The organism is Anaeromyxobacter oryzae, assembly GCF_023169945.1.
Taxonomy (GTDB): Bacteria; Myxococcota; Myxococcia; order Myxococcales; family Anaeromyxobacteraceae; genus Anaeromyxobacter; species Anaeromyxobacter oryzae.
In genome coordinates this window covers 5463721-5485570 of the sequence record NZ_AP025591.1, presented here as the reverse complement: position 1 = coordinate 5485570, position 21850 = coordinate 5463721, and the positions used below count along the sequence as shown (strand labels likewise).

Here is a 21850-nt window from a genome sequence, read left to right as displayed (position 1 = left end):
ATGCGGAGTCGGGCGCCGGTCCAGCTAACAGGCGTACCTCAAGTACCGCTCCTGAAGAGCCTCGACCCACTCGCCATCGCAGGTGATGCGACGGGCTGCGACTGCTTCCTCCAGTGTCATCCGCTGGAATGCGGTGCTCTCGGAGTTTCCCAACGTAGGCGTTCACGACGCGGTAGCAGGCTTCGTTTGCAACCGGGCGCATAGACACGAAGAGGCCGTTCTTGCTACATCTCGCCGCGTCCGCCTCGAGCATCGAGAGGGCCAGCAGGTGATCGAACCAGACCTGTTGGGCGTTCTTCCACAACGCCAGTAGCAGCTTGAATAGCACTTTCCATGCTCCTCCCTAAGGAGAGCGAGGGCGTCCCCGAGCAGCCGAGACACCCGCGTGCGCTGTGTCACGGCGGCGACTAACTTCGCGCGATGAGCCGGGACGGTCGGTGCGATCTCACTTCGCCGACGAGGGAAGCTGCTCGATGTACCGATCACCGCTCCAGACGTACGGCACGCGCGAGACTGTTTGCCTACCCTTGCGCAACAAGACAGCTAATCGATACGGGCCCTCGCGCGATGTCTCCGTTTCCAACGCGACCGGATACGGTGACTCCGGTTCGAGCGGGATCTCGACCGATCCGTTCTTGATGAGTCCCTCGCCGGTCAACCGGAAGAACGTCCAGTCGGCGCCTCCGTACCCCTGGTGCAGTTCGCCGTACCGGACCGCGCACATCGTTGTCTTCGCATCGAACTGGTACAGCTTCGGTTCAACAGAAACGATGCCCGGCGTCGGATTGCAGAAATGTGGGGGGACATCAACGACGCGGGTCCGCGTGATCCGATGGTCGGAGTTGACGTCTGAGACCTGAAGGAAGCACGCTGTCTTTGCGTCAGCGCGTGAAGCCTCCACGATCATGCCCACGCGAATCGCGCCATGATCATTCCAGACGATCTGTGACTCGATACGCGCGTCTGTCCACTGGCTCCGGTCGGGACTTTCGCCGGCGGAGGAAAAGAATGCGGCCATCGCTTCAGCATCGTCGATCGGGACCTTAGGAGCGGTTCCCTTCGGCGTCGAAACGGAAGCGCGTCCTCGCTGGGCGGGTGGCGGTGCACGTGACGGCTCACCCGAGGTCGGTCGTGACGACTCGCGTAGAGCAGCGGTCGCGGGCGGATCGCCGCGACGGAGCGCTTCTGGGCCCGGAGAAGACACCGAAGCCCACACGCACAGTACCACTGTTGCTACAACTGCTATTCCCGCTAGGGTGAGCCGCCGATCGCGCTCCGCAGCAGCCCGCTCCGCAGCAGCCCGCTCCGCAGCAGCCCGTTCCGCGGCTGCCCGTTCCGCGGCTGCCCGTTCCGCGGCTGCCCGTTCCGCGGCTGCCCGTTCCGCAGCTGCTCGTTCCGCGGCACGTCGAGCGGCGCGTTTCGCCTCCGCTCGTTCCTTGGCAGCTCGTTCAGCGGCGTCCCTGTCAGCCCCTTCGCGCCCCCTGGTCGCGCGAAAGCCCTCCTTCGTAAGGACGTCGTAAGCCTCCGCGATCCGCTTAAAGGTCTCCTCTGCGATTTTGTTACCAGGGTTCCTGTCGGGATGCGACCAGAACACCAGCTTCCGGTAAGCGGCTTTGATCTCCTCGCTCGAAGCGCTGGAGTCGACCCCCAACGCTTCTAGAGCTTCGGTGCGCGTCATGCGCGTGCCGCGGGTGTGCGCGGCGACTCACGAACGAGCGCGCGGATCTTTGAGACGACCGCCTCCACCTGCTTTCCGGCGTCTCGGAACCAGTCGGTCGACCAGACGCGGTGGATGGTCCACCCGTATCCCTCAAGGACCCGCTGACGGAGCCTATCCCTGTCTCGCGCGGACCTCGCGGAGTGGTAGCTCGCGCCGTCGCACTCCACCCCGAGCACGTACATGCCTGGACGATCCGGATGTACGATTCCAAGATCGATCCAGTATCCGGCGATGCCGACCTGCGGGTGCACCTCGAACCCGTGGGCGCGGAGAGCACGCGCGACCGCCACCTCGAAATCCGAGTCCGGCTCCCTTCCGCTCGGCGCCCCCGTCGCCCACGTGCCGTCCTCCGCGTACCGCAGGTAGTCGTGAAGGACTCGTAGCCCGCGTGGGCTGGCATCTGTGACGCCGAGTTGTCGTGCATCGAAGGAGCAGAACACCTCAACGCGGTGCTTTGCGCGAGTGAAGAGGACGTTCAGGCGGCGCTCCCCGCCTGCTTGGTTAATGGGGCCGAAGTTACGGGAGAACTGACCATTCGGTCTCGGGCCGAACGTGATCGACACGAGAATGACGTCTCGTTCGTCACCCTGCACGTTCTCGAGGTTCTTCACGTCCAGCGGTTCCGGCCCATCCGCATGGCGCCGGCGATACTCGGCGAGCGCAGGGTCCAGGGTCTCAGCCCTCTGGAGCAGCTCGTCGATGAGGTCTGCCTGATGGTAGTTGAGGGTCGCGATCAGCAGCGTCTGTTCCGGGCGCTCGACCGCGTGCTTCCGCACGGCTTCGACGACCGCCTCCGCCTCCTTGAGGTTGCGGTGTCCCTCGTAAACGGCCCCATCCATCCGCCTGAAGAAGACGCCCTCCGTTGCAGTTGCGAACTCCGGAGTGGGAAAGACGATGAGGTCCTCGCCATAGAACTCGCGGTTCGAGAACGCGATGAGCTTCGGGTGGCGCGAGCGGTAGTGCCACCGAAGCATCCGTAGTGGGTACCGAGCCTGTGCCGCAGTGAGGATGCTCTCGGAGCGCTCCAGCACCGTCGGGCCAGTCACAGGAGGCGGTGCCGCGGCACCGTCCGGTCCCCCCTCGGTCTCGTCGTCGTCCCCGTCTCCGTCGCCATCCATCTGGCGATCGAAGAAGCTCGTGGGCCCGAGCTGCATCGGATCGCCAACAACGACCATCTGCTTGGCGCGCGCTATAGCGCCGAGCGCGTCCTCTGGACGGATCTGCGAAGCCTCGTCCATGACGACGAGATCGAAGTCCATGAGGCCTGGGGGGAGAAATTGCGCGATTGCCTGCGGGCTCATCATCAAACACGGCTTCAGGTTGACGATGGCCCGCCCCGCACGCCGGAACAGGTCGCGAATCGTGACCCGCGGCCGCTGGAGCGCCGCGTGGTGCTTGATCAGCGACTCATCCGTCAGGTCCCGAATCGCGCCGTAGCGGTTCCCCGGAATTTCCGGCGCGCTCGCGAGGCTGTGCGCGATGAGCTCCGCAGTGAGGTCGAGCGACTTCTCGTCCAGTTCTGCGAAACGAGCACGCATCTGTTCATGTGCCGTCCCGGAGAATCGGAGGAGCTCGGGATCGCCGCGCAGCATTCCATTCGCAACGGTCCCGTAAGCGGCCGCTTCAAACGCGTCCACGGCGGTAGACGGCGCTATCCGTCGTGCGTCGATGAGCCGACAGATGTGCTCGGCACCCGCAGCGACAGCGCGTGCGCGCGCGTGGACGTACCGAGCCCATGTGTAGATGGCCTTGTCCGCGTCGAGCGCGAGCCGAAGCCGGTGGCGAACCGCTTCCAGGTCCGCATCGTCGACTTGAGATGCCGAACCTCCGAGCCACGCTTTGACGTCGAGGTGAGCGAGTTCGGCGAAGCGATCGCCTGCGGTCCGCACCGAGCGACCATCTTCGACGGCCTCTTCGACCCGCTTCCTGAAGGCGTTCAACGCCTCCTGTTGATCCCCCGTCAGGAGCGCGGCAACCGCCGCCTCTGGTAGGCTCGTCCCCCGCAGAGTGGCGACGTACGACAGAGCTTCACGCAACTCCGCACAGGCAGATGGATCGCTCGCATCCGCCTCGACCCGCGCGAGCTCGGCGATGAGTGGCCGCGCCGCGTCGTCGCGCGTCCACGCGGTGCGTACGAGCTCTAGTCTCGACTTCAGCGCCCTGACCGTCAGCCCCTCCCCCGCTCCAGCGCTCGCGAAGACTCGCGCGACCCCCTCGAGTGAGGTCGCGATGCCAAGAAGGTCGGCGCGCACTTCTGCAAGCGACGCGTCGGGCCAGCGTCGATGAGCGCGATTGAGGTCGCTCGCCAGTGCCGTAAGCCCTTCGACGAGCTTCGACGCATAGTCCGTGGCGGTAGGCTCCTGGGCAGACGCCGCGGCCGCCTCACGCCAGAGCGCCGCTGGAACGTTCCACGCTGCTCCTTGTAGCTTGATACCTTCCGCCCCGGTCCCCAGACCGAGACCTTCGACCTGCCGGAGCCATCGCACCGCGTCGCGGGCAGCTGCGAGCGGCGAGTCGATCCCGCGCGCTGCCGGTCCCAAGAGACGCGCCAGCACAGGGGAAGCGGCAAACCGAGCTGCGTCGTCCTCGAACTCCAGCACCCCCCGGAGTTCCCGAAGCATTTCCAAGCGCTTCGCGCGACGGCCGGTCGCCGTTCGGAACGCGGATACGGCCGCGCGGTACTTCCCCGAGAAGACGCTAGGAAGAAACCGCGGCGCGTTCGCCATCGCGGCGACGTGCTCGCGAATCGCGTTCACGTCCGGCCTCAACGAGATCGGCCATGATTTCGCGAGCTCGTTTCGGCGTTCGATGAGGCGAGCGCCGTTTCCGGATAACTCAACCAGCTCCGCTTCGGCCGCTTCGGCCTTCAATGCGTCATTCCGCAGCTCGAACGCGGCATTCGAGACCGAGCTCGACAGCTGCGCTGCCTTGACGAGCCGCTCGGCAACGCGCGGCGTGATCGCGAACGTCTGGCCGATGGCCTTCTGCATCGTCCACGCGAGCCGCTCGATCGAGTCGATGGCTCGCGCGAGATGATGAATTCGCGTCGCAAGCGCCGTTGTCTCGCCTGCCGTGAGCTGGTCTCCGAACGACTGCTCGGCATCTCGAATCGCTGCCGCACACCCAGCGCCTGCCTCACGCGTCAGCGCGCCTGGACTGCCCCAAGGCCCCTCGATACTTGCCCACGTCTCGCGGCTCGCACGAACGGCGTCGAGAGCACGACCCAGCTCGGGCTCGCGGTGCGTTGCCAGAACGCGCATCGGCATCTGAGAGCGTGCGATCGCCGGGGGAACCTCGACGACGGCCAGGCTGGCGTGCAACTTCTTCAGCGAACTTAGAGAGCGTGCAACGGGTACGCCGGTGGCGCGCTCCACCGCTTCGAGCTTGCCTTCTAGAGCTGCGATCGCGACCGCCCACTCTCGCCCGTCCTCAACCAACTGAACCATCTGGGGCTGCGTCAGCTCGGCATTCGTGAGACCGAACCAGGGATGCGCCCCGAGTGCGCCGCACTCTGCAAGCACATCAGACGTATTCGCGCCGAACTCGCGGACGACCCCCTTCGCCTCCTCGAGTTGCTGCCGAGTGAACTCGAGCGCAGCCGGAACCGCTGCATCGGCGATGACTCGCTGGACTTCAGGCGAGAGTGGCTCGAGCAGCCTCCGCGAACGCCACAGGATCTCGAATCCCGTGAGCTCGAGCTTGGGGTGTGGAGCATTCAACTTCCGGACGTACGCGTTCAGGCGCGCCCGGTGTTGGTCCAGTTCCTCTTGTACGGCGGTCAGGTCGCGTGGGTAGACGACCGTTCCACGCACGCGGATGCGGTCCGCCAGATCGGTCAGGAACGCCTTCTTGTCGGACGTATGACTGTGAAGCGCGAGGCAGTACGGTCCGAGGCCGATTTTCGTGAGGCGCCGGTGCACCACGTCGAGCGCCGCCTTCTTTTCGGCAACGAACAGGACCCGCTTGCCGCGGTGAATCTCGGCAGCGATCAGGTTCGCGATGGTCTGCGACTTGCCGGTTCCCGGGGGCCCCTGCACGACCAGGCTCTTCCCCCTGGCTACGTCCACCAGCACGGAGTGTTGCGAACTGTCCGCGTCGACGACGACCGGCGGGACCTCCACGTGTGGCGGTGGGCTGTCGATCTGATACTCGTCTGTCAGCGCCTCCGGTTGCTCTTCGTCAGGGGCTGGATCGTCCCCGAGCACCTCTCGAAGCAAGCTTTTCGCGAGCAACGACGAATCTCGCGGCCACGTGTTCGCGTCGAGATCCCTCCACATCAGGATCTTGCCGAACGAGACGAGACCGAGCGTGACCCCCCTTCGAACCCGCCAGCCGTCAGTGTGCTGTGCGAGCCATGCTTCGATCCGCGCGAAGTATATCTCGAGCGCTTCGTCGTCCCCGATACCCGGCAGCTCCACACCCTTCTCTCGACGACACTTCTCTTGGAGCGTGACGTTGGTGTCCCAGTCCTCGCCCGTCGCTTTCACCGCGTAAAGGTACGTTCTCGGCCGCGTCTCCGTATCCAGGCGTCCACGCTCGATCCCTACCGGCACGAGGACCAACGGAGCGAGACGGAGGTCCGATCTCGTCGCCTGCCCAGCGGGGACGTCACTCCACTCGACGAACCCGAACAGCAGATGCAGAACGTTCGCGCCTGTCTCCTGCACTGCCGTGCGAGCCTTCTGATGGATTTTGCGCAGGACCGACTCGAGATCCTCCGGCAGCGCAAGCGTCTGAAGAACTCTGTCCCTGTGGCGGCGGTGCTCCGTTTCCTCCACTGCTGGGAGCTCGTACGAGGGGTCCAGGCCAAGCGCAGCCGCGATCGACTTCAGTCTCGCTTCGTGACGGTCGCGCTTCTTTGCTGCCTGGGTGGCTCCCGGTTCCGCAGGGAGGGGCAACTCGAGTTCTTCCCCGTCTTCTGCCTCCTCGTCGGAGCGAAGAGGCGCGAACTCCATCACCTCGCCCGCGGTGATCCGGTCGAAGACCTGTGACGGGATCTCCTCGATCATCCGTACGCAGCTGGTTGGCGTGTGCCGAAAGTTGAGCAGACGGTTCTTCGCCGAAAGGTCGAGAAGCCTGCGACGCATTCGGTCAAGCTGCTGATGGAGCGGCGCGTCCTCCGGAAGGAGGACCTCCAGCGGTTCGGGAGGCGCGGCTCCGAGCGGCTCACGATCCTCAGGCGGTACGCGTGGCCCACGTATCTCGACGGGAGCACCATTCGCAGACCGGAGCGCACCATTTCGCCGTTCACCAACGGTACCGTCGGCCCCTGCGCGCGTAAACGCGAGCGTCACGAGGTGCTGCGCGACCTTCTCCTTGAGCGCGAGCGCCCTGACAGTGTTGCGATGACCGAGTTCTTCGCGGATGGCTTGAAGAACCTTCGAGTCCTGCTGAGATCGGGCTACGAGAGCCTCGAGCCCGTCAATCCCAAGCGATGAGTACGGTCGATCCGGCACGCGTCGCCCCCGCGCGTAGTCAGGCGCTTCAGCGCTCTGACTCGAAGTGAGTGCGAAGAATACCACTGGGGCGGACGACCACAGTGCCCCCGTACTGAGGGACTAGCGACCCTCGAGTGAGTACTGCTTTGCGATCACACGAGATGCCGAGCATCAAGGCATGGCCGCGCAGTCGTCACCGAGACGCTCTGCCGCGCTCTAATCGGGTGACGGGCTGTGCCACACGGATCGCTCGTGACGACCTCCGCCTACTCCCGGATGGCAGCGTGTGTCTCACGTACAACCGCGAGCAACGCTTGGGTCTGCGAGTCGCTCGTCGTGCTCGCCTCGAGCCCTGACTGGATTTGCCCGAGAACGCTTCGCAGCAACTTGTTGACCTCGCGAACGGCGACGGCCTCCACCGCGGTCGCGCCGGGTGACCGCGCGAAGTACTCACTGACCTCAGGAGCGACGGTGCGGCACTCAGCCACGAACCGGCTCCAAGCCTCGACGTTCCGTGCTTGACCGTTGAATTGCTGCAGGTCGCGCTGCAGAAGCTCCGCGAACCTCATCATCGTCTGGACAGCGTCGTCGACAGCTGTAGCTGATGCTCCACGGATGAGGTCGAGCGACTTCCATGACGGCGGCGGCGGCAGAGACCCTCGACGCGTGTTCGAGGCCGGAACCTCCACGGGCGGCCCGAGGGCGCGCGTAGTCGAGTCGGTTGGCGACCGTTCCCCAAGGCGCCTGAGCGCCGTCTGGTACTCGGCCAGTGCTCGCGCGAACAGCTCCACCTTCTCGGCGTTCGAGAACATGTACTGTTCGTTGAGTCCGCTCGGGCTGGTGAGACGAACCCTCCCGTACTGCGCGAGGGGTATCTGGTAGTTGTCCCGGAATCGACGATCCGGGGAGCCGTCCTTGTTGCATTTAGCCCAGGTATGGCCGACTACCGCTGCGTCGGAAGGAACGCTCTCATGCTCGACGAACTGAGACAGGGAGTACTCCACCTGCACTTCCCGTAGATCGACGAGGGCGAGATCGGTTCTGCTTCGCATCAGCAGAAACGCGGGGAAGATGACAAGGTCGGCGCCGTTCGCGTTCTCGAGCCTCAGGCTCTTGCTGGTTGTCTGTAGAACGTCGTCCTCGTCCGTGATGGCGAATCGAACGGGCCGACGGTCGACGGCGGTGTCTGCAGCCGAACGGGTACGGTGTCGGTCGTTCGCGCTCGCGCTCGTGATGTCCCAGATGCAGGCGCATCCGGAGACAGAGACGAACGCTTCCGCCAACTTCGCGAACGATGCGCGCGCTTCATCGTCGAGCGCGAACTCTGCATCGACGAAGGAGCCCTCGAGGCGCTCCTGAAGCGCGCTCAGTTCGGCAGCCTTCGCTTCTACGGCGGCACGCCGCTCCGGAATCTTCTTCTTGAGGAAGAGCCCGAGGAACCAGTTCTGTGCGTTGCGCAGCCGCCGCTCGGCGCGAGCAAGATGATCCTGCGCTCTGGGTATCTCTCGAGACAGTTCGGCTCGTTCGCTCCTCACCCTTAGGATCAGAGCCTTCAGGGCTGCGAGACCATCACTCGTGACCTCCGCGACCGGAGCGCTCTCGATCGCGATCGGCTGAACTCCGACATCGGCCATTGGCGGAGGAACGAGCGACCGGAGCTCCGGAACGGAAGTAGAGGGACCTCCAGCTGAGAACTGATGCCGATAGGATAGACCGGTTCCCGGAATGCCGAGGTTCAGCGCGGTTCCGCGTGGTCCGATGTTTACGCTCGCGCCGCGAGGGCCGACCGTCGCGGAGATGCCACGCGCCGAAAAGTTCAGCCGCACGCCTGGGAACAGCGTGACCCGACGCGAGAAGCGAAACCCCATGGTGATCCCCCTACGTGCGGAGACGCACGGTCATCAGCCGATCACGGCAGAGATGCCGCATAAGCGCAACTGGAGCGTGCGTCACCCAGGCCCGCTTGTACGTCTGTGCGTCTGATAACCTCCCGCCACTCAGCGCGGCCTCGAACCGCGCTCGCGTACTCCGGGGGGAGGCGCCACATGACGCCCGTCGTGGTCGGCCTAGTTACGGTGGCGGTGGTCATCCTCGTAGGGGCAGTTGTCTTGCTCGTGCTGCCGGGTCGCGTCGCGACTGCGACGAGGGCGATCGCGGCAGATCGCTTGGATGAGTTGGAGCGAGGGCTCGAGAAGCTCGACCACGCATTCCGCGATGAGATCGCGCGAAACCGGACGGAGGCGACGCAGTCCGGAGGACTGCTTCGCGACGAAGTGCGGTCAACCCTGAAATCTACCGCCGATTCGCTAGAACAGCGGCTCGACCGTTTTGGCTCGCAGCTGAGCGACCTTTCGGCAGCGGTGGCTCTCCGGCTCGAGGAGTTCCAGAAGACCACTGACGAGCGCCTCCGCACGTCGCATGTTGAGCAGACCTTGAAACTCGATCAGACGAAGGATGCGCTGACGGATGCCGCCGCACACCTTCGGGCTGAGTTGACCCAGTCGATGAAGGGGTTTGGTGATTCACTCGACAGACGGCTCGCGGAGACGGCCAGCTCGCAAGGAGCTCAACTCGGTCTGTTTAGGGCTGGGCTCGACCAACTTCAAGCGACTACTGACGACAGGCTGCAGAGATCGCATGCCGAGCAGACTGCGAAGCTCGATGAGACCAAGACCGCACTGGCGGACGCGACCACGCATCTGCGCTCCGAGTTGACGCAGTCAATGAAGGGGTTCGGTGACTCGATCGACAAGCGCGTAGCCGATACCACCACGGCTCAGATCAGCCAACTCGGCACGTTCGGTACCCGTCTTGACGAGTTTCAGAAGACGATCGACGAACGACTGCACAGCTCGCACGTGGAGCAAACGACAAAGCTCGACCAGACTCGGGGATCGCTCGCTGACGCGACGGTGAATCTTAGAACGGAGCTTACCCAGTCACTGAAGGGCGTAGGGGACTCGCTCGACAAGCGCTTCGCCGAGACGACCAACAGTCAGGTATCGCAGTTCGAGTCCTTCGGCGCGCGCCTCGAGAAGCTCACGGATTCGAACGAAAAGAAGCTCCAAGAGGTTCGCGTCGAACTCTCAGGCGCTTCCGCAACGCAGCGCGCCGAGATGGCGCAGTCCCTCAAGACGCTCTCCACGACTCTCACTGAGCAGGTCACGGCGATTGCTGCCCTCTTGAAGAAGGATATGGAGGCGTTCTCGGGGACGCTCCTCCGGCTCACGGACACCAACGAGAAGCGGCTCGGCGACCTCCGTCAGACGGTAGACACGAAGCTCCAGACGATCCAGGAAGACAACGCCAAGCGCCTCGAGAGCATGCGTCAGACCGTCGACGAGAAGCTCCAAGGCACGCTGGAGAAGAGACTTGGAGAGTCCTTCAAGCTCGTAGGTGACCGCCTGGAGGCGGTCCAGCGTGGCCTCGGCGAGATGCAGACACTCGCCAACGGCGTTGGCGACCTGAAGAAGGTACTCGCGAACGTCAAGGTCCGCGGGACGTGGGGCGAGATTCAACTCGGGAACCTTTTGTCCCAGATGCTCGCCCCCGACCAGTACGCGCACAACGTGGCAACGAAGCCGCAGTCCTCGGAGCGCGTCGAATACGCGATCAGGCTGCCCGGCGGCGAGGACGGGCACGAAGTGCTCCTCCCGATCGATTCGAAGTTCCCGATGGAGGACTACCAGCGTCTTGTGGAGGCATCCGAGCGCTGCGATGCGGCTGCGATAGATGACTGTGCTCGCCAACTCGAGCAGCGGATCAAGGCGTGCGCTCAGGACATCAGCGCCAAGTATCTGAACCCGCCATACACAACCGACTTCGGCATCCTGTTCCTTCCGACCGAAGGCCTTTACGCGGAAGTCGTGAGACGAGACGGCACGCTGGAGGTGCTGCAGCGAGATTACCGGGTCGTCATCGCTGGTCCGACAACCCTCGCCGCGCTGCTGAACAGCCTTCAGATGGGCTTCCGGACTCTTGCGATTCAGAAGCGCTCGAGCGAGGTCTGGCAGGTTCTTGGCGCCGTAAAATCCGAATTCGGCAAGTTCGGGGACGTGCTCAAGGCCGTTGAGAAGAAGCTCGTCGAGGCGTCCAACAAGATCGCTGCGGTTAACACGCGGAGCCGCGCCATCGAGAGACAGCTGAGGACCGTGCAGGAGCTCCCTGCTGCCGAAGCAGAGGCCCTGTTGCTTCCGTCCGGTTCCGACGCCCTCGAGCCACTCGACAACGACGTTCAAGTGCAGCCGTCTCGGCGCGAGCCACTCGTTCCAGCCTAGTTCGGCTGGCGCGTGTGCGAACGATGCGAATGAGAACGCACAGCCAGCTGCGGGCGCGAGCGACCTCAACTGCCTGGAACGACGCGGACTCCGGCTCCGGTCGGACGCGCATCTTCAACCCGCCTCCAGCGGAGACGCCTCGCACCGCGGGAGGGCGCGCCCCTCTCGCCCCGCTCGCCTTGAGCGTAGCCCCGCCAAAGGTGAGCCGAGTCGAAGCGCTCCGGCGACCACGAGGCGTGTGGCACGTTTCTTTCGATGCCAGGTAGAGAGCATCCGATGACCTATTGCCGCACATCGAATATAGCTGTTGACATTTTTCTGCTGTTATGAGATGTGACCAACTCAGGTTGGGGTCGAAGCCCCCGCACGCAAGCCGCGACGATCGCGGCTTTTTTGTGCCCTACGCCGCGGCGACGCCCGCGGCTTTTTTGTGCCCGCTGAGCCGAAAGGAGGCCGTCTTGTCGCGAAAAGCATGGAATGACGTGCCCCTCGGCGACCCCGACCCCGACCGCGCGTCGAGTCTCGCCTAAAGACGCTCCATTCCTAAATGTCCGTCAGCACACGTGGACCAAGCGCCACGAGGGGAAGGACTACGCCTGCCGAACGCTTGGGGTGAACGCGGGCCGAGGAGTTCAGCATCCTTCGCGCTTTCGTAAGACCCAGTCGGCCACACGTTCACGATGAAGGCACCCGAAGGAGTTGTCGCCCCCGTGATCAGCGGGTTCGGAGAGGCGATCCTCTCGAATCGGCGACCCCGAACTAAGGAGGAACCAAACATGCACGTCATCTCTGGTCGCAATGAGTGGCAGTGCGAGACAGTGCCCTGGACAGACAAGCGGCTCGCGAGAATCACCTCCCTGTGCCTGTACGCACCTAGCGGAACTTAGTTGGTTCGACGTCCTCTTTTGTCGCGGGGAAATGCTGGACGGTTCCGGATGCCGGGTACGGCTCCCGTTTGAGCAGCTACCGAAGGGACTCGAGAGAATCACCATCGTCCGGCACGCAAAGAGCGACAGCGTGTTCGCAAAACGCCTGAAGGTGCTCGAGTCGATCATCTACTTGAGTGATGAGAGCCGGAAGCCGCACCTAAAGGCCAATCAGGACGTATCGAACGACTTCGCCGTGCCGTGCCGCAGCGCGGAGTACGTCGCCCGGCGGGGGATCGCCGCATAGCACCGGTTCAGCACCTGCAGATGCCGACACTCCATCCATCTCACACGCGCATTTCGTGCTTGGAGGAACTATGCTGCACGCCTTCGACGAGATCGTACTGGCGTACCGACCTGACCAGCTTGCCGCCTGGAAGCTCGCCCACAAGTAATTGATGCCGCCCTTCGTCGAGAAGAGGTCCATCGTCGCGAACCAGCCGTCCTACTGGTTCGGTGAGGCGTTCGTCCTCGATTACTTCCACCGTACCGAAGGGTGGCTCGGCTTCCGCGACTACATGCTGATGTCCGAGGTCGTCATCGCGCGCCACTACCGCGGGCGCACGACACTGGAGCAGATCGCCCCGGCAGCGAAGCTGCGAGTTCTTCGCGAGGAGAGACGCCGATCGGTCGATCGGTCGGAAGGGCTACGCCTGACCTTTTCTTGTACAAGCCATCGGGCGGATGCAGTTCATCGAAGTGAAGAAGCAGAGCGACGCGGTGAAGGACAATCAGCTCGTGTGCCTCGCGCAGATCCGGGAGTTGCTGGGATGCGCGGCGCACATCGTCTACCTGCGAGAGGCCAGCGGACACCGGAGGGTCGCGACGCGGTACGTCGTCACGCTGCACGCGAGCGCGGCGCCGAAAGTACGCCACGAGCGACGGCCCATCCCGGACAGCGTGACCCGCCCCGAGGACGAGTGCGAGTGCTGTCCCGAGGGACGGACCACGCTGGCAGTGGACGAGTGTGTCCTCTGTTGCAGGCTCGTCTGCATCGAGCACGCGGCAACCGTAGTCGCCACCGCACGCACGATCTGCAGCGAGTGCCTGCGTTTGAGGAACGAGATCGGGCCGTATGTACCGACTATCCGGTTCACGGCGGCGTAGTCGTCCCCACCACGTTGACGCACGACGCAGTTGCGTCTGACTGGAGGAATACGAATGGCGAAGCAGCGTACGTGGACGCATCCGCCTCCCCAGCGGCAGTTCACGATTCTGGGAGTTCAGCCTTGGGGCGGCCCCCCCGGACATTCCAACTCTCGTGACGTGCTCTCAGGCAAGGAGCCGACGCCGCAGGAGTACACCGAGGTACTCGCGGGCTGCGCACTGCTCGCCGACACGGCAGTCGAGGTGAGTAAGTACGTTCCCGAGGAGGTGACACGACTCCAAGAAGTGCACTGCGTGGACCTTCCTGTTCATCCGTACGCGCTCGAAGACGCGATCCGAGAGTACTACACGCGTCACCCGTGGCTGTCTCCGGCCGACGTAATGCGGCACTGTGGTCGCGCCGTGGACCGACTGCTCTTTCTGACGGGTAACCGTGAGTCGCCGAATCCGGAGGTCGCGCAAAGCAACGAGGAGGAGGCACGCCGGGCACAGATGCGCGCGAACAACGTCAGGAAAGCGATCCAGCGCCATTCAATGCGATAGTTGCGAGCGGCTCCATCGGCGTCGGCGCGACCACAAGCGACTCGCAGCGCTCACGGCGGGCGTGCAGGATGGACTCCTCGTCGGCACCGTCCGCACGATGCCGCTCCGAGAAGAAGACGCGCACGGCGTGGCTCTGGACCTTTATCGCCCGCGACGAGGCCGAGAAGGAGACCATCTCCTACGTGTTCGCGCGCAGCCGCTCGGGCGACCCGCCCGTGCGCGTGCTCAGAGAAACGCTCGGAAAGCTCGTGGTGGACGGGTACTCCGGGTACAACCGCGTGACCGTCCCCGGCCGATGCGAGCGCGCCGGCTGCCTCGCCCACCTGCGCCGCAAGTTCTTCGACGCGCAGTCCTCCGCGCCGGACGCAGCGAAGCGCGCGATCAGCTTCATCCTCGATGTTTACCGGATCGAGCGCGCCGCCCTCGACGCCGATCTCCTCGGCACGGACGAGCACCTTGAGATGCGGCAGACGCGGAGCCGCACCGTGATGGACGAGTTCAAGGCGTGGCTCGACGCCGAGCAGCCTCGGCACCCGCCGAAGAGCCCGATCGGCGAGGCGATAAACTACGCCCTCGGCCAGTGGGACGCGCTCACGCTGTTCCTCACTGACCAGCACCTCCCCATCGACAATAACGCCTCGGAGCACGCGTTGCGCGTCGCCAATTAGTCGCGCTTCTTCTTCCGCGGGTGGAGGGTCTCGCCCTCGGCGAGCATCTGCACGTAGGCAGCGATCCGCTTCGCGCGGGTCTCGGGCGATCTCGCGTCGTGGACCCGATAGAGGATCGCGTAGCGGTTGTGGCTGTCCAGCGTCTCGAAGAAGCTTTGCGCCTCCGCATTCGAGTCCAGCGCGCGCTGCAAGTCGGACGGTACCGAGGCGCGACTCTGCGAGTCGTACGCTGCCGCCCACCGCCCGTCGGCCTTCGCGCTCTCGATCGCGGCGAGCCCCGCGGGTCTCACGCGCCCCTCCTTCATGAGCCGCGTCGCGGTGGCGCGGTTCGCCTTGGACCATCGACTCTTTGGGCCGCGAGGCGTGAACTTCTGAAGCCAGAAGGCGGCGTCGAGCGCCCTTTTCTGCCCGTCGATCCAACCGAAGAGAATCGCAACTTCGAGCGCCTGCGCGTACGTGACGGAGGTTGCCCCCGCTCCCCGCTTCGAGATCTTCAGCCAGACGCCCCGTGAGCGACCGTGGTTCGTCTCGAGCCACTTCTCCCACTCGTCCGCTGATGCGAAGAGTTTCGTGGGCAGCTCGTGCGCCCCTGGCTCGAACGATGTCTTGGGCATGTGGTCGTTCTCGTCAACCTTCGGGTCGGGCAAGGCCGTACCGAAGAAAGGCCTCTCCGAACACCCAGCATCACCGGCTCTAGCGCAGCGTTGAGCGGAGTCCGCCGCCTGTGCTGCGAGTCTTCGCTTCGACGGGCCTCATGACAGGCAGCGCCCGGTTCGAGGTTGAGCGTCGAGGAACCTGACCGCAGCTGGACCCCTGCGATCAGACGAGCGGGTCGAACATGATCTCCCGGACCTCCTGCGCGCAGCGGCAGGCCGCCGCGAAGCGGGCAGCCCACTCCAGGGCCTCATCGCGCGAAGGCACGTCGATGATCACGAACCCCCCGATGACCGCCTTCGTCTCCGGGAGCGGGCCGTCGGTGACCGTCCCATCGGTGGCCACGACGCTCGCCCTCTGACGAGCGACCCCGCCACCGAAGATCCACACTCCTGCTCCCTGGGCAGCCCGAACCACCGCGTGCGCAGCCTCTCCGACCGCGGCCAGCTCCTCCTCGGGGAGCGACATCGCGCCGTCGTCGAACGAGATCAGGTACCGCGGCATGTCATGACTCCTTTGTCTGGCGGCGTCTGGACGACCCGTCGACGAAACGCCAAACGAGTTCCGATGCAGCGGTCCCCAGGCGCTGTTCGACCGACACTGCTCGCCAAGCGATCTCATCGGCACCCGAACCGGGCGTGCGACGGTCTGTCCGGTGGCGCCATCTGGGTGCCAGGCTTCCCGGCCTAGCTCGGCACCGGCATCGTCTCGGCGCTCAGCGTCGACGCTCGGGCTCATGCTCTCCGGTGTCAAGGCTCGCCCTCACTGATCGCGCCTGGTTCGTCGCCCGCCTCGCGCGCGGACGTGCTCGTCCTCGACGACCGGGGCCTGGCGCCGCCCAAGGACAGGAGCGGCGTCCCCGGATGCCCTCTCGGAGAGCCCATCGAGCGCCCAAAGACCCGAAGTCGATTCCCGGCGCCTCCACTTCAAGCCTCCGAATCTCGGGGGCTTTTTCTTTTCCGGGCTTGGTCTCGCGTGGTCTCCGCGGCTTGGTCTCGTTCCCCACGCGGACCCCGAAGTCGGGCAGGATTGCCGCGTGACCCGGACCGACGAGACCAAGGACGCCGCGAGCAATGACCTCACGCTCCACCTCCTCAAGTACCGTGAGGCCGCTCGCCACCTCTGGAACTCCTTCCTCCGCGAGGACGACTCGAACGGCGCGGTCCCGGACGGCTTCCTCCTCGACCGCTGGGAGGGCATCCAGGACGAACTCTTCGCTGCCCTCGTACTGCGCTACACGGGCGACGACACCCCGGAGAAGGTGAGACTCGCCCCGGGCGCCGCGAAGCCGCTCCCCTTCCTCAAGGTCGTGCCGACGAGCCCGGACGTTCCCGCCCACGTCAGCAGGACGAAGCCTGCGCAAACGTACTGGGACCATCCAGTCCGGAGGCTCGGCCCGACCGACGACCTGCGGTTCATCGCCTTCTTCGACTTCGGCTCGTATGACTACGTGGACTTCAAGTTCTTCCACGTCTTCATCCAGGGCTCCGAGAGACACCCGGAGCTTGCGGGGCATGAGGCGCTGGTCGAAGTCCAGTACGCCCGAGTGCTCTTGCACGAAGAAGGAACCAGCCCTGCGTAGCCGCGGCACTCTGGGACCGGGGTCGATGCGCGACCTCTCGGAAGTCGGCCTCGACTCGCACTGTCTGTCGTACCTCATCGACGCGCTTGAGGGCATCTCAGCACCGACCGACGGCCTAGCCGACCAGAATGTGGCGCTCGCTCCGGCTGTACCTGTACACGCCCGGCACGCTTTGGGTGACGCCGACGGTCGAGCGGGAGTTCCTGCGCATCCGCCACGCTGTTGTCCTTCGACGCCGATTTCGTGAAGCACCTCGACGCGCACACGGTCCTACTGCTGACGAGGCCCGCCGCGTACTGGGACAGTCTGGGCGTCCCGAGGGGCACCACTCCGACCAAGCTCCCTGCGTATGGCAACCGCTCGCCAACGAGGGCTGGTGGAGGTGGTGATGGCTTGCAGCCGGCCGGCTACGGCGCGGTCCGCTTGCACTCCGCGATGAGCGGCTCAAGAACCTCAAACGGCTCCCGCTTCCCGATGGCCAGCCAGCGTTCCCGTTCCGCGATGGATGCCTCGCCGCCGCCGCCGGCCGGCGACATCGCCATGATGGCGAGCAGGTCGCGCTCCAGGGCGTCGCGCGCCTCCTGAGACGCCTTCATCACTTCGTTCGGGAAGTCCCTGACAGCTTCGACGGCCAGCCACTCAGCCCGGGCCTGGTGGGCCTGGGTCCAGCCGATGGCCACTCGTTCTTGGCTTCCGGTGCCGACGAAAGCCCATCCGACAAGCTGGTGCATCTTGAGCGCCGCGCCGAGGAGCTCGTAGACGCTCGGCGGATCCCCGCGTCCAGGCACAGCGAGGATTTCGGAACGGCTGCGCGCGAGCCAATCCCAGATCTTGCCTCCGACGGTCGCGGTCGTTATACATTCGTCAGAACCGATGAACAGGTGATCTCATGCGCAAGAAGCTCTCCGCCATCGGCAACAGCCTCGGGATCGTCATCGAGAAGCCCATCCTCGAGCTCCTGGACATCGACCGCGACACCGAGCTGGAGATGCGCACCGATGGCGAGCGCCTCATCATCGAGCCCGTCCGGGGCGCCAAGCAGGCGAAGGTCAAGGCCGCTTTGCGGCGCGCGATGCCCGCGCACGACGCGACCCTCCGGAAGCTCGCGAAGTGAGCGACCCAGGATTCCTCGACGTCGAGGACGTGCTCCTGATCCACGAGCAGCAGCTCGCGCGATACGGCGGCTCCGCGGGTGTTCGCGATGCGGCACTGCTGGAGTCCGCCGTCGCAATGCCTCGCGCGACCGCGGGCGGCGAGTTCGCGCACGCCGATCTCTTCTCCATGGCAGCCGCGTATGCGTCGCGCAGAACCAGCCGTTCGTCGACGGCAACAAGCGAACGGGCTTGCTCGCCGCCATCGTCTTCCTGGATCTGAACGGCATCACCATCCGTGATCCGAACGGCCGCCTGTACGATGCCATGATCGCCCTCGCGGAGCGCCGGATGGACAAGCGCGATCTCGCCGAGATCTTCCGGGAGCTCTCGGGGACTGACTGAGCCCGGCCCCAACTACACCACTCTGAGTCGCTTAGCGCGCGCCCACACCTTGTGGGCGCAATGGGCTCTCGATGGGCGCTCATGGGCCATCGAGAGCGCCCGCGATGTCCCGGAATGTCCGCTCGGAGCGCCCATCGAGCGCCCAAAGACCGGAATTCGATTCCCGGCGCCTCCACTCTGAAGCCCCCGGGAACGGGGGCTTCGTCGTTTCTGGGATCAGGCGTTCCATCCAGGCCTCGAGACGACATACGCGCCTGGTTGGCTGTAGACTTCGAAAGGTCCCGCCCCGAGTGCGACGGCCGCCCACACCGAATGGCCGCGATTCGCGTTGCAGACTCCGTCCCGCCTCCTGATTCGACGAGGATCGAAGCGCTCGTCCGCGCCGAGCAGGTCCGCGCGCTGCACGAGAAGCTCGCCATCGCGCAGGCAACGGTCTTCCTGAACTCGTTCGTGGTGGTCCTGGTCGTCTGGGAACGATCCACGCCGTACCGCCTCCTTTCTTGGCTCGCGTTCATCTGGCTGATCGCGTGCGCGCGCGTCTTCGCGGCATTCAGGTATCACCGCTCGACACTCGAGCCGGGCGACGCGGCCCGCTGGGAGTGGACCTTCACCTCGGGCGCCGCCCTGAACGGCATGGGATGGGGCTTGTCCCCGTTGCTCCTGGCCGGCGGAACCCCGGTCGCGTACCTCATGTTCCTGGCGTTCGTCCTCGCCGGGATGACCGCCGGAGCTGCCCTCAGCAATGCGAGCCATCAACCCGCATTCGTCGGGTTCGCCATCCCCGCGCTCGTGCCGGTCACCGCGCTGTTCCTCTCGGCCGGAGACCGCCTGGGGCTCGGAATGGCGGTCATGCTCGTGGTGTACGGGAGCGCAGTCACCGCGGTCTCGCGGTCGGGCGGCAGGGCGCTGGCGGAGGCCACCCGCCTCCGCTTTCGCAACGCGGACCTCGCCGAGCGACTCGCGACATCCGCCGCCGAGCTGGAGCGACGCGTCATCGAGCGCACGTCGGAGCTCGAGGCGTCCGTGTTGCGTGAGCGCGAGGCGGAGCGTCAGCTCGTGAACTCGGTTCGCCTCGCCAGCCTGGGGACCCTCTCCGCAGCCGTGGCGCACGAGGTGAACAGCCCCCTGGCGTCCGTGAGCGCTAACCTGAACTTCGTCCGGCAAGAGTTCACTCGCGCGGCGACGAACCCGGACGTTCACTCGGCGATGGTCGCCGCGCTCGATGACGCCGCCACCGGCCTCGAGCGGGTCAAGAAGATCGTCCGTTACCTCAACGACACCTCGCGAGTCCACCTCCGCGCCGTGACGGAACCCGTCGACCTCCACGCCACGCTCGACCTTTCCATCGGCATCGTCGAGCGTGCGATCCACGCGCGCGCCGTCCTCGTTCGCGAATACAGCGCGGCGCCCCCGGTGATCGCCGGCCATACCTGCCTCGTCCAGGTCTTCCTCAACCTGCTCCACATCACGAGCGAGTCGATCCCCGACGGCGGCTCCGCCGCCCATCGCATCCGGGTCGGCACGAGGTCGGACCCGTCGACGCGGCAAGTCGCCGTCGTGATCGAGGATACGGGCTGCATGCCCGCTGGCTCGCAGCTCGAGCGGACGTGGCCGCCATCCCTCACCGCCCAGCCGTTCCACGACGGGAACGGCCTCGAACTCTCGATCTGCAAGGACCTCCTCGCGCGATGCGGTGGCCATCTCGACGTGCACAGCCGTGATGGCGCAGGTACCACTTTCACGGTCTGGCTCAATGCGGTCGAGCGCGAGCAGGCCAGGTGAGGCGCTGGAACAGGACGCCTCCGGGCGGTACGTCGGCCCAGGCTCGGGACCGTCGCTGCCAGCGCGGATGACTCACTGCCCCTGTCCGCTTCCGGTGCTCGAGGCCCCCGACCCTGGCTTCGCAGTGGCCACGCCTGCGGCGCAGCCCACGGTCTCCCTGCAAGCCTGCGCGATGGTGGACTGGGCGCGGGCCACGTCCTTGTCGTTCACGAAGCCGGAGATGGCATCGGTGATGGGGGTGAGGAAGGCGGGCACGGTCGCGGGGCCGTTCGCCTCGCTCGGGACGAGCGCGTTGGCGGCGAAGTCGGCCATGGCGCCCTTCGAATAGGCGTCGTACTTGCTCTTGTCGGCGTCGACGCGCGCCGGGATCGAGCCCTTCTTCGGGTTGAAGGCGTCCTGGCCCGGCACCGAGGCGAGCACCGCAAGCCACTCGAGCGCCGCCGCCCGGTTCTTGACCTTCTTTGGCAGGCCGAAGGTGTCGGTCACCACGATGAAGCTCCCCTTGGTCCCCGGGGCGGGCGCCCAGCCGAAGTCGGTCCCCACCTCCCAGCCGTTCGAGGTGAAGTACCCCTTGGCCCAGTCACCCATGAGGTTCATCGCAGCCTTGCCGCGCAGGACCAGGCCGGTGGCCTGATCCCAGGTGAGCGTGGCGTGGTCGTCGTTCACGTAGCCGACCACGCGCTTCATGGTCTCGAGAGCCTTTGTGATCCTGGGATCGGTCCACGCCAGCCTGCCGGCCCAGAGCGCCTTGTAGTCGTCCGGCCCGAGGGTGGCGAGCAGGATGTCCTCGAAGAGCTGGAGCGACTCCCACTTGTCCTTGTCGCCCAGGGCCAGCGGCGTGATCCCCTTGGCCTTGAGCTTGTCGGCGGCCGCGAAGAAGGCATCCCATGTCTCCGGCGGCGTGAGGCCGTTATCGGAGAAGATCTTCTTGTTGAACCAGAGGACGCCGTTGCGGTGCACGTTGACCGGCACGGAGTAAGGCTGTCCCTGGTAGCTGACCAGGTCGATGAGCTGCTTCGGGAACTTCTGGTCGAGCCCCTCGTCCTTGTAGAGCTTGGTGAGTGGTTCCATGAACCCCGTCTTCACCCAGGTGTCGATGAGCTCCGCGCCGCCGTGGATCTGGAACGTGTCGGGCGGGTTCCCGCCCTGCATGCGCGTGGCCAGCACGGCGGTGGCGTTGGACCCTGCGCCCCCGGCCACCACGGCATTGCGAATCTGGACGCCCGGGTGCTTCGCAGAGAAGACCTTCTCCAGCGCCGCCAGCCCGTCCGCCTCGCCGCCGGCGGTCCAGTAGGTGAAGATCTCCAGGCCCTGGTCCGCGGCCGCGCCTCGCGACGGCAACCCCGCCGTCAGCACCATCATCGACAGCATCGCCTCGACCTTGAACTTGCCTCGCATCGTCCCGCCCTCCCAGCGTGGCTCGGCCCACCGGGCCGCCGGCCGCCATCCGGACCTGGGGGCCCCACGGCGATAACGTGCGGCCGCGCGGTACCGCGGGCGACGCTACTCGGAGCGCCCCCACGAGCCGACGAGCGGGAAAGGAGGGGAAGGATCCGACCGGACATGCGTCCCCCGCGCCGCCTGGAGGGCGGCGTACCCGGGCGAGCAGGTGCCCACCGCGGGCCTTCGCGGCGCGCCTCCCGCGGTTAGCGCAGGC

Annotated in this window: 17 protein-coding genes and 5 pseudogenes; 12 read left to right on the top strand and 10 right to left on the bottom strand. The window is 65.5% G+C overall.

The genetic code is table 11. From position 1 onward, the window contains the following. Window positions 1-445 precede the first annotated feature (445 nt). Entirely contained in the window at window positions 446-1018 is a 573-nt protein-coding gene (locus tag AMOR_RS23850; protein WP_248362678.1) for a hypothetical protein, read from the bottom strand. Between the two features lie 249 nt (window positions 1019-1267). Between AMOR_RS23850 and AMOR_RS29890 the strand changes: the two are divergent. Continuing rightward, a pseudogene (locus tag AMOR_RS29890) lies at window positions 1268-1366 on the top strand (hypothetical protein); the annotation flags it as partial. Between the two features lie 183 nt (window positions 1367-1549). Here AMOR_RS29890 and AMOR_RS29885 read toward each other — a convergent pair. Both AMOR_RS29885 and AMOR_RS23835 read right to left on the bottom strand, forming a co-directional pair. After that, window positions 1550-1678, bottom strand: a pseudogene (locus tag AMOR_RS29885) (DnaJ domain-containing protein); the annotation flags it as partial. Next, window positions 1675-6807 (bottom strand): DUF4011 domain-containing protein, encoded by a 5133-nt coding sequence (locus AMOR_RS23835; RefSeq protein WP_248354849.1) that lies wholly within the window; start codon window positions 6805-6807, stop codon window positions 1675-1677. The gene AMOR_RS23835 and the pseudogene AMOR_RS29885, both read right to left, overlap by 4 nt. A 15-nt stretch (window positions 6808-6822) precedes the next feature. Here AMOR_RS23835 and AMOR_RS23830 point away from each other — a divergent pair, with 15 nt between their 5' ends. Beyond that, window positions 6823-7158, top strand: a complete 336-nt coding sequence (locus AMOR_RS23830) for a hypothetical protein (RefSeq protein WP_248354847.1) — start codon at window positions 6823-6825, stop codon at window positions 7156-7158. 266 nt (window positions 7159-7424) lie between these two features. Here AMOR_RS23830 and AMOR_RS23825 read toward each other — a convergent pair whose 3' ends face one another. After that, window positions 7425-8792 (bottom strand): hypothetical protein, encoded by a 1368-nt coding sequence (locus AMOR_RS23825; protein WP_248354845.1) that lies wholly within the window; start codon window positions 8790-8792, stop codon window positions 7425-7427. 126 nt (window positions 8793-8918) lie between these two features. Next, window positions 8919-9026, bottom strand: a pseudogene (locus AMOR_RS29880) (DUF4236 domain-containing protein); the annotation flags it as partial. Window positions 9027-9203: 177 nt separating this feature from the next. Between AMOR_RS29880 and rmuC the strand changes: the two are divergent. After that, on the top strand, window positions 9204-11435 hold the full coding sequence (gene rmuC / locus AMOR_RS23820; RefSeq protein WP_248354843.1) for a DNA recombination protein RmuC: 2232 nt from the start codon (window positions 9204-9206) through the stop codon (window positions 11433-11435). Between the two features lie 918 nt (window positions 11436-12353). Next, complete coding sequence (locus AMOR_RS23815; RefSeq protein ID WP_248354841.1) at window positions 12354-12608, top strand: hypothetical protein; 255 nt, start codon at window positions 12354-12356, stop codon at window positions 12606-12608. Between the two features lie 40 nt (window positions 12609-12648). Here the strand turns inward: AMOR_RS23815 and AMOR_RS23810 are convergent, their stop codons facing one another. Continuing rightward, entirely contained in the window at window positions 12649-12846 is a 198-nt protein-coding gene (locus tag AMOR_RS23810) for a hypothetical protein (protein ID WP_248354839.1), read from the bottom strand. A 199-nt stretch (window positions 12847-13045) separates the two neighbouring features. On the opposite strand from AMOR_RS23810, the gene AMOR_RS23805 reads away from it, so the two are divergent. The 3 genes and pseudogenes from AMOR_RS23805 to AMOR_RS23795 form a co-directional block, all read left to right on the top strand. Continuing rightward, entirely contained in the window at window positions 13046-13468 is a 423-nt protein-coding gene (locus tag AMOR_RS23805) for a hypothetical protein (RefSeq protein WP_248354837.1), read from the top strand. 159 nt (window positions 13469-13627) lie between these two features. Then, window positions 13628-14011, top strand: coding sequence for a hypothetical protein (locus tag AMOR_RS23800; RefSeq protein ID WP_248354835.1), 384 nt, complete (start codon window positions 13628-13630; stop codon window positions 14009-14011). Between the two features lie 110 nt (window positions 14012-14121). Then, window positions 14122-14673: pseudogene (locus tag AMOR_RS23795) on the top strand (IS66 family transposase); the annotation flags it as partial. A 2-nt stretch (window positions 14674-14675) separates the two neighbouring features. On the opposite strand, the gene AMOR_RS23790 reads toward AMOR_RS23795, so the two are convergent. Next, window positions 14676-15326 carry a YdeI/OmpD-associated family protein gene (locus tag AMOR_RS23790; protein ID WP_248354833.1) on the bottom strand — a complete coding sequence of 217 codons (651 nt, stop codon included), beginning with the start codon at window positions 15324-15326 and terminating at the stop codon, window positions 14676-14678. A gap of 172 nt (window positions 15327-15498) precedes the next feature. Further along, window positions 15499-15837, bottom strand: a complete 339-nt coding sequence (locus AMOR_RS23785; RefSeq protein WP_248354831.1) for a YciI family protein — start codon at window positions 15835-15837, stop codon at window positions 15499-15501. Window positions 15838-16369: 532 nt separating this feature from the next. Here AMOR_RS23785 and AMOR_RS23780 point away from each other — a divergent pair. After that, window positions 16370-16915 (top strand): hypothetical protein, encoded by a 546-nt coding sequence (locus AMOR_RS23780; RefSeq protein ID WP_248354829.1) that lies wholly within the window; start codon window positions 16370-16372, stop codon window positions 16913-16915. A 407-nt stretch (window positions 16916-17322) separates the two neighbouring features. On the opposite strand, the gene AMOR_RS23775 is transcribed toward AMOR_RS23780, so the two are convergent. Further along, entirely contained in the window at window positions 17323-17595 is a 273-nt protein-coding gene (locus AMOR_RS23775; protein WP_248354827.1) for a hypothetical protein, read from the bottom strand. Between the two features lie 209 nt (window positions 17596-17804). Here AMOR_RS23775 and AMOR_RS23770 point away from each other — a divergent pair, with 209 nt between their 5' ends. The 4 genes and pseudogenes from AMOR_RS23770 (at window position 17805) to AMOR_RS23760 (ending at window position 20193) form a co-directional block, all read left to right on the top strand. Then, window positions 17805-18029 (top strand): AbrB/MazE/SpoVT family DNA-binding domain-containing protein, encoded by a 225-nt coding sequence (locus tag AMOR_RS23770; protein WP_248354825.1) that lies wholly within the window; start codon window positions 17805-17807, stop codon window positions 18027-18029. Between the two features lie 10 nt (window positions 18030-18039). Further along, window positions 18040-18252, top strand: a pseudogene (locus AMOR_RS29875) (hypothetical protein); the annotation flags it as partial. Window positions 18253-18258: 6 nt separating this feature from the next. Continuing rightward, window positions 18259-18411 carry a hypothetical protein gene (locus tag AMOR_RS23765; protein WP_248354823.1) on the top strand — a complete coding sequence of 51 codons (153 nt, stop codon included), beginning with the start codon at window positions 18259-18261 and terminating at the stop codon, window positions 18409-18411. Between the two features lie 114 nt (window positions 18412-18525). Then, window positions 18526-20193 (top strand): sensor histidine kinase, encoded by a 1668-nt coding sequence (locus AMOR_RS23760; RefSeq protein ID WP_248354821.1) that lies wholly within the window; start codon window positions 18526-18528, stop codon window positions 20191-20193. Window positions 20194-20265: 72 nt separating this feature from the next. Here AMOR_RS23760 and AMOR_RS23755 read toward each other — a convergent pair whose 3' ends face one another. After that, window positions 20266-21591 carry an ABC transporter substrate-binding protein gene (locus tag AMOR_RS23755; protein WP_248354819.1) on the bottom strand — a complete coding sequence of 442 codons (1326 nt, stop codon included), beginning with the start codon at window positions 21589-21591 and terminating at the stop codon, window positions 20266-20268. Window positions 21592-21850 lie beyond the last annotated feature (259 nt).